We start from the raw sequence: 13,516 nt of genomic DNA on the forward strand, positions 1-13,516 counted from the left end.
TCATGTTTTTCCGAAAAGTGGGGTCCACTTTTCGGCATGAGGCTCTAGTGTAGGAGTACGGTATGCGGTCCTGGCCCTGCCTGACCTGGGTGCGTTCGACGCCACCGGTCATTGCGCTCGCCCTGGCGATTGTCGGCGGCGCGACGCCCGCCCACGCCACGCTCGGCGGCAAGCTCGATTCGGTTGAACGCGACCGGGCCCGCCTGGCGCCCCGTAGCCTGACGCGCCTGCCGGGTATCGGCTACACGGTCCACGAAATGACCATGGAAAACGCCACGGTCGTCCGCGAATATAGCCGGACGGACGGAACGGTTTTCGCCGTCAGCTGGATCGGGCCGCAACGTCCCGATCTAAAAAGCCTGTTCGGCGACAGCTATTTTACCCGCTTCCAGGCCGATAACCAGACCACGGGCCGCATCCGCGCCCGTCGCGCCCTGGCGGCGACGCACAGTGACTTCCTTGTCCGCACCGGCGGTCACAGCGGCGCCTTCTGGGGCATGGCCTTTTTGCCCTCGGCGGCGCCATCGGGTGTCAGCCCGCAGATGCTGCAAGAAGGGGAACAGTGATGAAGCGCCTGTTCTGTATCGGTTTCTTTCTCCTCCTGGCCGCGTGCGGTGGCGGCGGAAGCGGCGGCAGTAGTAGCGGTGGGGGCGGGGTAAGCGTCGGCGGCTCCAGTTCGTCGTCATCCTCCTCGTCATCCAGCAGCGCCGCGCTGACCAATTTCACGGCGATATCGGTCGATGCCGGCCCGGCCCAGGCGACGGGCAATGTCAATATCCCCTTCGTCACCGTGACGATCTGCGTGCCCGGCACGGTGACCTGCCAGACCATCGACCATGTGATCATGGACACCGGATCGACCGGTCTGCGGATCGAATATGAAGCCCTGACGGCGCAGATGCGCGCGGGCCTGCCCAAGACCATGCAAGGCACCGCCGGTGTCGGCGAATGCTATCAGTATGTCGATGGCTATGTCTTCGGTTCGGTACGCACAACAGACATGACGATCGGTGGCGAAAACGTCAGTTCTATGCCCTTCATGGTGATCGGCGATACCGGCGATTACGCCACGGTCCCGACCGCCTGTTCATCGAGCGGCGGAACGGCGCACGACACCATTGCTGAGTTTGGTGCTAACGGCATTATCGGCATAGGCGACAGCGTGCTCGATTGCGGCAGCTATTGCGCCAGCACCACCAGCAACGGCTACTATTATGCCTGCACCGGCGGGTCATGCACGCAAACGACCTTCGCCACCGCCCTGCAAATTCCGAACCCGGTGGCGCGCATGGCGGTCAACAATAACGGCACGGTTGTCGTCCTGCCGGCGGTGACGGGCCAGGGCGCCGCGACGCTCAATGGCACACTCTATTTCGGCATCAATACCCAGTCCAACAACATGTTGGGCACGGAGACGATCCTGAGCGAGTTCAACAACGGTTACCTGACCTCGACCTACAAGGGCCAATCCCTGACCCGGAGCTTCGTTGACAGCGGCACCAACTTCTACGGCTTCACCGATTCGACCATTCCCTTGTGCACCGGCAATCTCAAGGGCTTCTATTGCCCGACCAGTTCGCTGGCCCTGAGCGCGGTGCTGAGCGGCGCGAACGGCGCCAGCAAGACGGTGAACTTCACGCTCGACAACGCGGACACCCTGGTCCAGACGCCCTATTACGCCTTGCCTGGCATAGGTGGCGATCCGCATGCCTTCGATAGCCTCAACGCGTTTACCAGCAGCTTCGATTTCGGCCTGCCTTTCTTCTACGGCAAGCGGGTCTATACGGCCATCGCCGGGCGCACGGCCGGCGGTGCGGTCGGTCCCTACGTCGCTTTCTAGTGCGGCGAGACGGCAAGGTCTTGCGCGCCGGATGAATTGGTTTAGCCTCGGGCACGATCTGACAACAGGAGTGCTCCGTGGCGGCCTTTTCCGACTTCTATTACGATAGCCATGACGCACGGATACGGTTGTATGCGCGGGATTACGGCGGCGATGGCCTGCCGGTCATCTGCATGCATGGCTTGTCGCGCAACGCCGCGGATTTCGACTGGCTGGCGGCGCATCTGTCACCGCGTTACCGGGTGATTGTGCCGGACCAGCGCGGGCGGGGATTGTCGGGATGGGATGCGGAGCCGGCCAACTATACGCCCGCGCTCTACGTACAGGATATGTTCAAGCTGATGGTTGATCTGGGCGTAGCGCGCGCTGCCTTGGTCGGGACCTCCATGGGCGGGATCATGGCGATGATCATGGGCGCCATGGCGCCCCAGTCACTAGCCGGTCTGGTCATCAACGATGTCGGGCCGGAAATCGCCGTCGAGGGATTGGAGCGTATTCGCAGCTATGTCGGCAAGTCGCCGCCGATTACCTCCTGGACCGATGCTGCCGCACGGGCAAAGGAGACGAACGGCGTCTGTTTCCCCGATTATGACGACACCGACTGGATGGCGTTCGCGCGCCGGACCTATCATGCCGATGCGGCGGGATTGCCGGTGTCTTCCTACGATCCGGCGATTTCGGGCGCCTTCGACCCGAACGGACCGGTGGTCGCGCCGCCGGACATGTGGGCGTTGTGGGACGCGCTGAAGGGCCTGCCGATCCTGGGCATTCGCGGGCAACTGTCGGACCTGTTGACCGAGGCGACCTTCGGCCAGATGCTGGAGCGCCACCCTGCCATGCATGCCGTCACCGTCGCCAATCGCGGCCACGCGCCGATGCTGGATGAACCCGAAGCGGTCGATGCCATCGATGCGTTTCTCGGCGGGTTGGAAAACTAGGTGTGATCGAGCCCATCTATTTCTATACGCCACAGGAGAGCTATGGCGATTTCTCCAACTTCTCGCGTCATGGCATAGACATGGATGGTCGGTGGTGGGCGACAGTCGAGCACTATTTTCAGGCCCAGAAGTTTGAAAATCCGCAATACCGCGAAAAAATCCGACGGGCTTCCACGGCGAAACAGGCGGCCGCTCTTGGCCGCGATCGAACCGTGCCGCTGCGTTCGGATTGGGAGGCCGTCAAGGTCGATATCATGCGCAAAGCGGTCCTCAAGAAATTTCAAACCCATGCCGCCTTGACGGCGCTTTTACGCGAGACGGGAAACCGGCCCATTGTCGAAAACGCGCCAGGCGACTATTTCTGGGGTTGCGGCCAAGATGGCACCGGTGAGAACTGGCTGGGCCGTATACTGGAAGATGTAAGAAAGCAGTTGGTATAATGGTACGGTTTACGGCGGTGCAGGGCGACATTACGCGGCTTGAAGTCGATGCTATTGTCAATGCCGCCAACTCCTCCCTGCTGGGTGGCGGAGGCGTGGACGGGGCCATTCATCGCGCGGCCGGGCCGGAGCTGGTCCATGCCTGTCGTTTGCTGGGCGGTTGCCGGACAGGCGAGGCTAAGATCACGCCTGGCTACCGCTTACCGGCGAAATTCGTCATACACACCGTTGGACCGGTATGGCGCGGCGGTGACAATGGTGAGCCGGAACAACTGGCGGCCTGTTATCGTCGTTCCATCGAAGTTGCGACGCATGCGGGCGTGCGGACAATTGCCTTCCCGAGCATCAGCACAGGCATATTTGGTTATCCGATATGGGACGCCGCGCCGATTGCTTTGGAAGCGACACGTACCGCGGCCGAGTCTCCGCTGGAGGAGATCGTCTTCTGTTGCTTCACCTCAGGCGACCTTGATGTTTATGAAGGCGTGATCAGGGGCATCTAATAATCCTTCGAAATAATGCATGCCGATGCTGTCGTTCAAGCCGTGGAGCGCATCCGCCAGTTTTGCTTTGAATCGGTCGTTTGAGGGGAAAACGCCTAAATTGTGCCGTTCGGACCATATTCCAGGAAGGCCGGCCGCTCGCACAGGCGGCTATACCATTCGGCAACGGCCGGATAGACGGGACGCTCTATCGGCGTGCGTAGCCAGCGGTTGGTGGACAAACCCAATACGATGTCGGCCAGGGTAAAATCACTGCCAGACACATAGGCGCCTGTCTTGGCCAGTTGGGCATCCAAAATGGCCATCATCCGATTCCAGGCCTTGACGCTGGCCGCGATCTGGTCGGTATCCTGATAGGCCGGGTATTTCCAGTGCAGGGCGCAGAAGGCGTATCGCCAGGCCTGGTTCAATTCGGTCGCCTGCCAGTCAACCCATTGTTCGACGCGGGCGCGCGAGACAGGATCGGAGGGCAACAAATCGTCGCGCTCAGCCTTATTGATCAGGTATCGGCAAATTGTGTTGGATTCCCAAAGGACAAAATCGCCATCGATGATCACCGGAATTTGCGCATTCGGGTTTAGCCCACGAAACTCTTCGGTTTCAAGTGAGCGAAAGCCGGTGCCATAGTCTTCGCGGTCAAAGGCAAGCGATAGTTCTTTGCATGTCCATAGAACCTTGCGCACGTTGAGCGATGATGCGCGTCCCAGAATTTCCAGCATCTAATAATCCTTTGAATAACGCACACTGGCGCCTGAGCCCATATTGCCCATGGTGGACAGGATGCTGAGCGAGCGGGACAGGGCGATTTCAAGCTGGGTCGCGGTGAAGCCCTTCGTATCGGTGACGATTTCGACATAGACATTGTTGGTCAGGTACTTCCCGGCTGCCAGCGATGTGCCGCGACCAGTGCTGGTGTCGGCACTGACAACGCGCAGGCGATCGATGCCGGTCGCCGCGCGAAGGGCACCGAGCGGATTGAGATAGTCCTTGCCGCCGTTCAGGCCGTTGACCGCGGAGGCCAGTTGCAAGGCTTCGGTCGCCGAAATGTTGGCCACGCTTTCGCCGAACAGCAGACGCGACAGGATTTCGTCCTGGGGCAGGGCCGGGCTGGACGAGAAGGCGATGCTCGGCCGCTGGGCTGACCCCGTAACCTTGATGACGCCCTGTATGTCCTGCACAGTGGCGCTGGCGGACAGATTGATTTCGGGATCGGCCACAGGGCCGCCGTCGAAGGTAATGGTGCCGTTGTCGATATCGAACGAGCGCCCGGCGAAGGTGTAATTGCCGCGCACGACCTTGAGCGTGCCGACGACGCGCGGATCCTTGGTGGTGCCGTTGATGCGCATCCGCGCCGACCATTCCGATTCCAGGCCCATGCCGGAAACGAAGATCTGGTTGTCGGCCCGGGCCTGGATGTCGAGACGCCAGAAGGCGGGCAGGGACTGGGCCGATGGCGCGGGCGTGCGATCCTCGCCCTTGCGGCGCACGCCGTCGAGGACAGGCACTTCCGCTGCTTTTTGTTTCACGATGACGTATTTGAACTGCGGCAGGCGCAGGTCACCCTTGATCAGGCCGCCATCGGCCTCGGTATTGGTGATGTCGATCGTGCCCGACACGGTCGAATTGATGGATTCGGAACGGGCGAGGCGGGCATTGGTCATTTCGACATGGACCGACATCGGGAATTTCTGCGTGGCAGCCAGACCGATCCAGCCCGCGCCGCTCACCGTGCCTTCGCCCGCGCGACCGGTGAACTGCGTCAGTTCAAGGCGGTCGTCGGTGAATTTGCCGTCAAGGGCAATGGCGGTGATGCGGGTGCCGAGATCTTCGTTGTCATAGGTCAGGCTGTTGGCCTTGATGACCCCGGCAAAATGCGGCTGGTTGATCGATCCGGACACGTCGGCCGCCACGGCTACGGCGCCGGACAGGGTCTGGCGCGGCAGACCGCTCAGTGAGAATAGCACGCCAGCGGGACCGTTATAGCGTACGCCGCCGCTGATCGCGCCCGATTGCAGATCGGCCACCCAGTCCCCGCCATTGGCGGGCGCCAGCCGGATCTGGGCCTGGCCTACCGTCGCCGATCCCTGGCGGATAAGGGCGTGGACATAGTTGTCGTCCGGGCGGCGGTCGGGGTTCAACTGCGCATCGAGGGCGATATCGACCGGGGCCGAAACGACGGCGGCGCTGCTGCGCGAAAAGCGGCTAATGGTGAGATTGGCGCGTGCGGTCGGGAAGCCGTTGCCGATACGGCTAAAATCGATGGCGCCATTGACCATGCCGGTCAGGCCCAGATCCTGCTGGACCATATTGGCGAGCGACAGGTCGAGATTGTTCAGGCGGGCCTGAGCTTTCAGTGTGTCACCGAACCGGCCCGACAGGTCGATATCGCCCGTACTCATGACGATCTTGACGGGTTTTAAAATCCACTCGTCACCAGATTTGCGGATGACGGCGGGATGATTGAGCCGGAACGCAATATCGTTCGCCTTGCCCTGGGCCGCGAAGGTGTAGGTCTCAGGCGCAATAGTGCCGTTGAGCGCGATGTTGAACGGAACATCCTTCTTGCCCGTGGCGATGGCCTGCACCGTGCCGTTTTCGCCGGTCATGGCGAGCTTGGCGCGTCCGGTGGCCAGGACGAAATCCTGATAGCGCATGTCGGCCATCTGGACGTCGGCGTTTAGCGTCATCTGGTCGTGCAGCACGATATTGGCGGCGATGATGGCGCGGCCGACATAGAGTTTCATGTCGCCGGGTACGGTGACAGCGTTGCCGGTGGCGTTGACGATGGCCGCCTGATCGCCGCCCTGGCTGCTCAGGACGGCCGTACCTTTCAGGCCCGATCCGCCGATGGCCAAGGTTCCGGCGAAGGGGCCGGCATCGGTCTGGGTCAGGAGGCCCGATGCGTCTATGCCGGCGAAGGTCGCCTTGTGGATGTCGATCTTAAGCGGCTTGCCGGTCATGACCAGGGCATCGGCCAGGAAGGGGCCGTAAGCCGTGCCACCATCGGCATTGACCTGGAAGCCCTGCGGCGTGGCGGTCAGGCGGGCCGTGACGTCAACCATCTTGACGCCCAGGCCCGGATTGGCGGCCTTGACGATGGCGTTGGGATGATCGAGCGATCCGGACGCCACGACATCGAGCGGGCCGTATTGGGTCGAATTGGCCTTGGCCTGCAATTGGATGCCACCCGTGCGCGTCAGGAGGCCGGAAGCGCCGATCAGGGTGAATTTCGGCGCCTTGCCCGACAAGGCCTTGAGGACGACCGTACCGTCTTCGGTATAGGCGTAGCCGCCGGACAGCTTGGCATTCCCGCCCAGGAAGCCGTCTATGCCTGCATTGGTGATCCGGGTCGTCTGGGCATTGGCCTGGCCTGTGACACTGACCTTGCCTCGATTGATCGTTACTGCGGCGGTGGTGGCCAGGTTGACTACGCCCACTTCGGCGACCGGATAGTTGTTGAGGTTGGCCTTGAGATTGGCAACGTAGCGGTTGGCGTTGAGATCACCGGTCAGCGTCGCGGTCGCCTTGATGCGGTCGGAGGCCAGGCGGACGGTACTGCTGCTCAGCTTGCCGTTTTCCAGGCGCACATCGCCGTTTAGCGTCAGGTGCGTCAGCAGCGGATCGACGCGTTCGTTGATGCCGGTGAGCGAGGTCAGTTGTGCGGCGATGGGCACAACGACGCCGGTGTCGGTGACGCGGCTCTTGCCCTTGGCGGTAAAGCCGGTCAGGTGAATCTGGCCCAGTTCAAACCGTTTGGCGGCCAGGTCGTAATCGATGCGGGGCGTTTTGAAATCGCCGTCCAGCAGCAGGTCGGCGCGCAGGTCCGACGCGGTGAAATCCTTGCCCAGTACGTCCGGCTTGAGCAGGCGTCCGTGCAGTTCCAGCTTGCGGAAATGATTGGCGCCAAGATCGACAACACCCTTGGCATCGATGCGCACGGCATCGGTCCAAACCGCCATGACGCTGTCGAGCGCACGGTCTTTGAGCGTCGTTTTGAGGTCGATCATCAAGGCCGGGGTCAACAAGGCGACGGTTTCGCCGGTCAGCACCTGATCCGGATGGGTTGACCCGGAGATATGAAAGACGCCGTTCTGGGCGTTGACGGCCAGGTCCATCAGGTTGTCTTCGCCGAAATTGGCGACGGCGCGGCCGTTCCATTGTTTCCATGTCCCCTGGCCCGACAGGCCGGCGGTAAAGGCCTTGTCGAACTTCAACAGTCCCGCTGCTACGCCGTCGGCAGGTGCCGTCAGGTCGGCCTTCATGTCGAGGCGGTTATCATTAGGACGCGCATCGACGACCAGGCGAAGGCGATCCCGCTTTTCCGACACCACCAGTGTATTGACCTGCACGCGCTTGCGCCGGATATGGGTGCCGCCAGTGATGGTCAGCACGTGGGCCTGGCCCATGACGGGGGCGTCGATCTGAAGGGCGTCGATCTGGATGCGGTTGACGTCGATGGCCAGGTTGGGCAGCAGGGGGCCATTCGATTCCGGGGTCTGGCTCGGGTTCAGCACCGGCTGGCGGATGATTTCTATCAGCGGGCTGGAAAAATCGCGAATGTCGATATGCTTATTGAGATAGCCGAAGGGGCGCCAGTCGAGGTGAATGGCCGGGCTCTGGATAAAGACGCCTTTCAGATCCTTCACCTTGACATTGTGCAGCGTCATTTCGCCGTAGAGCGAGCCATCGATATCGCCGATTTCGACCTGGAGGCCGGAATTGAGCTTGATGCCCGTGGCGAACTGGATCAGCAGGCGCCGGCCGGGCGAGGTGTTGAGTGAGGTGAGGGCGAGGCCGACCAGTATACCCACACCGACAATCAGCAAGGCGAGGTTACGTCCGACCTTAAGCCAGTTGACCTGCCGCCAGTCGAAACTGGGCTTTGATCTGGGGGCGGGCGATTGTCCAGCAGGCGGCCCGCTTTCGGGTTCGCCGTGTGGCTCGTATGTCGGCTCTTCTGAGGGCGGCGGCGATAAGGGGGCGGCTGAGCTTTCAGGCGCGCTGTTTTCAGGTGCGCCGTCGTTGGGCGTTATGGGCGGCTTAGGGGAGCGGGGGCGTCGGGCCATGCTAGAATGCCTGTCCTATGCCAACATAGAGGGCGACCAGGGGCTCGCCCACTTCCTTGCTGCGGTTGATCGGGGTGGCCACATCGATACGGATGGGGCCGAAATTGGTGTAGAGGCGCGCACCGATGCCCACGCCGACGCGCAGGTTGTCGAAGGTCGGCGTCGTAGACACATAGGCCTGGCCGATGTCGACGAACGGCACGATGCCGATATTGCCGATACGGTAGCGATATTCCACCGACGCTTCGAACAGGCTGAGGCCGCCCGTCGGATTGAACGTGTCGTCGAGCGGTCCGACCTGCTGATAGGAATAGCCACGGATGCTTCCGCCGCCACCGGCATACAGCCGACGCGACGGCGCGATCTGGTCCAGCGAGCCGCCGAAGATGAAGCCCAGCCGCGTGCGGGCGGCGATCACCGATTTTTCATTGACCGGGAAATAATAGCTGCCATCGATAATGGTGCGCACACTGGAGCCGCTGCCGCCCTGAAGGGAGACCTGGGGGGTCAGCTCGACCGACGCCCGGTAGCCGAGGCTTGGGTTAAGCAGGCTGTCGGAGCGGTCGTAGCCGATACGCGTCGGCAAAGCGACGACGTAATAGTTTTCCGTATTGCCGATATATTTATTGAAACCGCCCGTGGCTTCCTGGGACGCGGTAAGGTCGAAGCCGTAGGACCAGGTCCATACCTTTTGCCACAAGGGTGTTGAGACGCGTGACACCTGACCGCTAATTCCGGCGGTATAGGCTTCGTAACTGTCATAGATGTTGTGTGACGCGGTCGCCGACAGTTGGAAGGTGCGGTCACGCTTTTTGGCGTTTGCGCGCCGGAAGGTCGTGGTCAGCCCTTGTTGCTGAGTGCCGAGTGAGCCGGTCACGATCAGCGCGCCTTCGGGCGGGAACATGTTGCGGTTCTGCCAGGAGGCGGTGGCGGTGAAGCCTTCGCCGGTATTGTAGCCAAGCTGCGCCGCCAGGGTGCGATAGGGGCCGCGTTGCTGGTGCACCAGCAGATCGACATATTCGGTGCCATCATCGGCAAAGGTGCCGGTGGCCACGGGTTCGACGGCGACCGAGCGGAACAGACCTGTGGCTACCAATGCTTCACGCAGGTCGTCAACCCGGCGATTGTCGTAGAGATCGCCCTTTTCGAAGCGCGTCATCACCGCGACGTGGTCGGCGCCGAAGGCTTGCTTGCCATCGCTTTTGAAACCGCCGAAGCGCGAGCGATTGCCGGTATCGACGCTCAGGCTGTAATCACCCGTGTGTGCTGCGCCATCGAGCAGGATATCGCGCTGCCCCACCTTGGCGAATGGATAGCCGGTCTGCTGCATCACCACGCTGACATTGGCCTCGGCGGCAATGACGTTGGCGGCGACGATGGGATCGCCGGTTGACAGAGGAATGGCGTTGCGGATCAGGTCTGACGGCTCTGTCGGCTTGGCGGCGGCCTTGATTGTACCGAATGTATAGGCGGGGCCCGGGACGACGACGATATGGGCCTGGACCGGATCTCCGGCGGCCTGGGGTGTGGTGAGAGCGGTCGTGACCGTGCCGTCGTAATAGCCACGGCTTTGCAGCAGCCGCAGGATGATGCCTTCGTCCTCGGTCGCACGGGCGCGAACCTGGGCGACATTGACCGCCTTGCCCTTGCCGGCATCGAGCGAGCTCAGAGCCTTGAATTCCTCGTTCAGCTTGATGGTGTGCAGGCCGTCGACGACGGTGACATAGGTGATCTGAGGCTGGTCGGTTTCGGACGCGACGATGCCTTGGTTGGGTTGAACGTCGTAGCCTGACAAGGGCGGCAGAGGGGCGTCGAGCGTGCTGTCCTGGGCGGTGGTGACGGGTGCCAGGGCATCGGGGTCTTGCGGATCCGTGGCCGTGGCGGCCGGGGTGGCGGCCGGCATGGCTGTCTGGGGCTGGCCCTGAGCGGGCGCCTGAGTCTGTTGTGGTGGTGTGGGCGTTGCGGTTTGCGTGTCGTCGAGCGACGGCAGGGCGGCAGTAAAGGCGTCGTCGCTGATGATCGGCGTCGTATCCGGGTCGGCTTGCGGTGCGGGGGCGTCCGGTGTGACGGGCGGCGTGGCCTGCGCAAAGGCACCCCCCGCCATCATCAGGGCGGCGGCAGGCACGAAATTAAGCACGGTCATGACTTTGACGGTAAAAATAGGCACTGTCCTCAGATTGCGGTAACGGACCGACGAGACCGTTTTCTTGGGTGCGATACCTGTGCGCAAAAAATCGATGTGGAAATCTAGCAGCCACCGGTTTTATTTCGCTTAATGTATAAACGAATTGCAGCGCAAGGGGCGGAGTTCGGCGTGGCGGGAAAAGTGGCACGGTGCGGCATCGTCACCCCGTAAGGAAACTGCTATGTTGATGTCCATGCCTATTGAAACCGCTACATCGCCCGACGCGCTATGGGACGCTTTGAAAAACCGCGCCGGCGGCGACTTTTTTTACAGTGTCAAAACAACCGGTGTCTATTGCCGCCCGTCCTGCGCCTCGCGTTTGCCGCGCCGGGAAAACGTTGCCTTCTATTCGAGTTGCGACGCCGCCGAAGCCGCCGGTTTCCGGCCATGCCTGCGGTGTCGGCCGCGTGGCGACAGCCGCCAGGCCGAGCAGGCGCGTTTGATCGCCGAGATCTGCCGCTTCATCGAAGGCGCCGAAGACGCGCCGTCCCTCGACCAGATGGCCGCCCGGGCCGCCCTGTCGCCGCATCATTTCCATCGCCTGTTCAAATCGGTCACCGGACTGACGCCGAAAGCCTATGCCGATGCCCATCGCGCCCGTCGGGTTCGGGACGGTCTGTCAGCCGGAGAAGCGGTGACAACGGCGCTTTATGATGCCGGTTACGGCTCAAACGGACGCTTTTATGAACGCTCCAATGCGATTCTCGGCATGACGCCGACCCAGTTCCAGCGCGGCGGGGCGGGGGATATCCGCTTCGCCATCGGCCAGTGTTCGCTGGGCGCGGTGCTGGTGGCCCAAAGCGAGAAGGGCATATGCGCCATTACCTTGGGCGACGACGCGCGGGCTTTGGCCGCCGACCTCCAGGACCGCTTTCCCAGGGCCAATCTGATCGGGGCGGATGCCGCCTTTGAAGCGACGGTGGCGCAGGTGGTCGGCATGATCGACGGCGATCAGACCCCCGACCTGCCGCTCGATATTCGCGGCACAGCGTTTCAGCAACGCGTCTGGCAGGCCCTGCGCGCCATTCCGCCGGGCGAGACGCGCAGCTATAGCGAGGTTGCCGACGCCATCGGCGCCCCTAAGGCGGTTCGCGCGGTGGCGGGGGCCTGTGCGGCCAATGCCCTGGCCGTCGCCATTCCGTGCCATCGGGTGGTGAAGACCGATGGGGCGCTGAGCGGCTATCGCTGGGGCGTTGAACGCAAACGCGCCCTGCTGCTGAAAGAGGGCGCGTGATGCCCGAGGCGATGCAGGCCGATCTCGACCAATATGGTTACGCCATCCTGCCCGGCTGTGTGCCGCCGGCCGATTGCGCCGGTCTGGCGGCGCTTTACGACCGCCCGCTGTTCCGTAGTCACATCCATATGGCGCGGCACGGCTTCGGGCGCGGGGAATACAAGTATTTCAGCTATCCCTTGCCCGATCCGGTGGCCGGTTTGCGCGACCGGCTTTACTCGCAACTGGCGCCGATCGCCAATCTGTGGCAGGCGCGCATGGGGTTGGAGACGCGTTTTCCGCCCGATCATGAGGCATTTTTGGTGCGGTGCCATGCCGCCGGTCAGCGGCGGCCGACACCGCTGCTGCTTCGCTACGGGCCAGAGGATTACAACTGCCTGCATCAGGACCTGTACGGCGAACACGTTTTTCCCTTGCAGGCCGCGGTGCTGTTGTCGCGCCCGCAGGACGATTTCACCGGCGGGGCGTTCGTTCTGACCGAACAAAGGCCCCGAATGCAGTCACGGGCCGAAGTCGTGCCTTTGCAGCAAGGCGATGCGGTCGTTTTCGCCGTGCATCACCGGCCGGTCATGGGCGCGCGGGGCAGTTATCGCGTCAACATGCGTCACGGCGTGTCCCGTGTAAGATCAGGGCAGCGGCATGTTCTGGGGATCATATTCCATGACGCAGCCTGACCTGTTCGGCGATAGCTTCGCCCGCGACGGCGTCACGGTGTTGCGGCGGTTCGCGGAAAGTGATGACGTCGCCTTGGTGGCTGCCATTGATGCCATCGCGGCCGAAGCGCCTTTCCGCCGGATGACCGTGCCGGGCGGCGGCCAGATGTCGGTGGCCATGACCAATGCGGGCGTCGGCTGGGTAACGGACGCGCAGGGCTATCGCTATAGCGGCGAAGACCCGGTGAGTGGCAAGCTCTGGCCCGATCTGCCGCCCGTCTTCGTCGATCTGGCGCAGCGGGCGGCAGCAGAGGCGGGCTTCGACTTCACGCCGGACGGTTGCCTGATCAACCTCTATGCGCCGGGCGCGCGGATGGGCTTGCACCAGGATCGCAACGAACGCGATTTTTCCGCGCCCATCGTGTCGGTGTCGCTGGGCCTGCCGGCGAGGTTTCAGTTCGGCGGGCTGAGGCGTAGCGATCCGGTCGAGACACTCGTTTTGCATCATGGCGACGTCGTCGTTTGGGGCGGTCCGGCGCGCAAGGCGTTTCACGGCGTCCTCACCTTGAAGCCCGGCCATCATGCCATCGGCGGGCACAGATATAATCTGACCTTTCGCAAGGCGCTTTAAGGGTATAACCCTGCCGGGCAGGAGGA

The 13,516-nt window shown here is 62.5% G+C and carries 11 protein-coding genes; 8 read left to right on the forward strand and 3 right to left on the reverse strand.

Features of this window, described 5'->3' with window-relative positions; all coding sequences use genetic code 11:
- The first annotated feature begins 62 nt into the window (after positions 1–62).
- The 5 genes from AEAC466_RS32645 to AEAC466_RS32665 all read left to right on the forward strand — a co-directional run bounded on the left by AEAC466_RS32645 (position 63) and on the right by AEAC466_RS32665 (position 3,721).
- Positions 63–566: a DUF2844 domain-containing protein gene (locus AEAC466_RS32645; RefSeq protein ID WP_023458032.1), complete on the forward strand. Its 504-nt coding sequence runs from the start codon at positions 63–65 to the stop codon at positions 564–566.
- Positions 566–1,840 carry a DUF3443 domain-containing protein gene (locus tag AEAC466_RS32650; protein ID WP_023458033.1) on the forward strand — a complete coding sequence of 425 codons (1,275 nt, stop codon included), beginning with the start codon at positions 566–568 and terminating at the stop codon, positions 1,838–1,840. The genes AEAC466_RS32645 and AEAC466_RS32650 overlap by 1 nt, the downstream gene beginning before the upstream one ends.
- A 77-nt stretch (positions 1,841–1,917) precedes the next feature.
- Positions 1,918–2,778, forward strand: a complete 861-nt coding sequence (locus AEAC466_RS32655) for an alpha/beta fold hydrolase (protein ID WP_023458034.1) — start codon at positions 1,918–1,920, stop codon at positions 2,776–2,778.
- 2 nt (positions 2,779–2,780) lie between these two features.
- A complete protein-coding gene (locus AEAC466_RS32660; protein ID WP_023458035.1) occupies positions 2,781–3,218 on the forward strand; it encodes an NADAR family protein in 438 nt (145 codons plus the stop codon).
- The gene (locus AEAC466_RS32665) at positions 3,218–3,721 is read left to right on the forward strand and encodes an O-acetyl-ADP-ribose deacetylase (protein ID WP_023458036.1); all 504 of its coding nucleotides are present in this window, start codon (positions 3,218–3,220) and stop codon (positions 3,719–3,721) included. The genes AEAC466_RS32660 and AEAC466_RS32665 overlap by 1 nt, the downstream gene beginning before the upstream one ends.
- 95 nt (positions 3,722–3,816) lie before the next feature.
- Here AEAC466_RS32665 and AEAC466_RS32670 read toward each other — a convergent pair whose 3' ends face one another.
- Genes AEAC466_RS32670 through AEAC466_RS32680 form a run of 3 tightly spaced genes read right to left on the reverse strand, consistent with a single transcriptional unit; the run spans position 3,817 to position 10,930 of the window.
- Complete coding sequence (locus AEAC466_RS32670; RefSeq protein ID WP_023458037.1) at positions 3,817–4,440, reverse strand: glutathione S-transferase family protein; 624 nt, start codon at positions 4,438–4,440, stop codon at positions 3,817–3,819.
- Positions 4,441–8,787 carry a translocation/assembly module TamB domain-containing protein gene (locus AEAC466_RS32675; RefSeq protein WP_023458038.1) on the reverse strand — a complete coding sequence of 1,449 codons (4,347 nt, stop codon included), beginning with the start codon at positions 8,785–8,787 and terminating at the stop codon, positions 4,441–4,443. It abuts the gene before it with no gap.
- Position 8,788: 1 nt separating this feature from the next.
- Entirely contained in the window at positions 8,789–10,930 is a 2,142-nt protein-coding gene (locus tag AEAC466_RS32680) for an autotransporter assembly complex protein TamA (protein WP_023458039.1), read from the reverse strand.
- A 223-nt stretch (positions 10,931–11,153) separates the two neighbouring features.
- Between AEAC466_RS32680 and ada the strand changes: the two genes are divergently transcribed.
- Genes ada through alkB form a run of 3 tightly spaced genes read left to right on the forward strand, consistent with a single transcriptional unit; the run spans position 11,154 to position 13,490 of the window.
- Positions 11,154–12,206 (forward strand): bifunctional DNA-binding transcriptional regulator/O6-methylguanine-DNA methyltransferase Ada, encoded by a 1,053-nt coding sequence (ada, locus tag AEAC466_RS43740; protein WP_023458040.1) that lies wholly within the window; start codon positions 11,154–11,156, stop codon positions 12,204–12,206.
- Complete coding sequence (locus tag AEAC466_RS32695) at positions 12,206–12,880, forward strand: 2OG-Fe(II) oxygenase (RefSeq protein WP_023458041.1); 675 nt, start codon at positions 12,206–12,208, stop codon at positions 12,878–12,880. The genes ada and AEAC466_RS32695 overlap by 1 nt, the downstream gene beginning before the upstream one ends.
- A complete protein-coding gene (alkB, locus tag AEAC466_RS32700; protein ID WP_023458042.1) occupies positions 12,867–13,490 on the forward strand; it encodes a DNA oxidative demethylase AlkB in 624 nt (207 codons plus the stop codon). The genes AEAC466_RS32695 and alkB overlap by 14 nt, the downstream gene beginning before the upstream one ends.
- Positions 13,491–13,516 lie beyond the last annotated feature (26 nt).

The sequence above is a fragment of the Asticcacaulis sp. AC466 genome (genome assembly GCF_000495815.1).
In the GTDB taxonomy this organism is placed as follows: Bacteria; Pseudomonadota; Alphaproteobacteria; order Caulobacterales; family Caulobacteraceae; genus Asticcacaulis.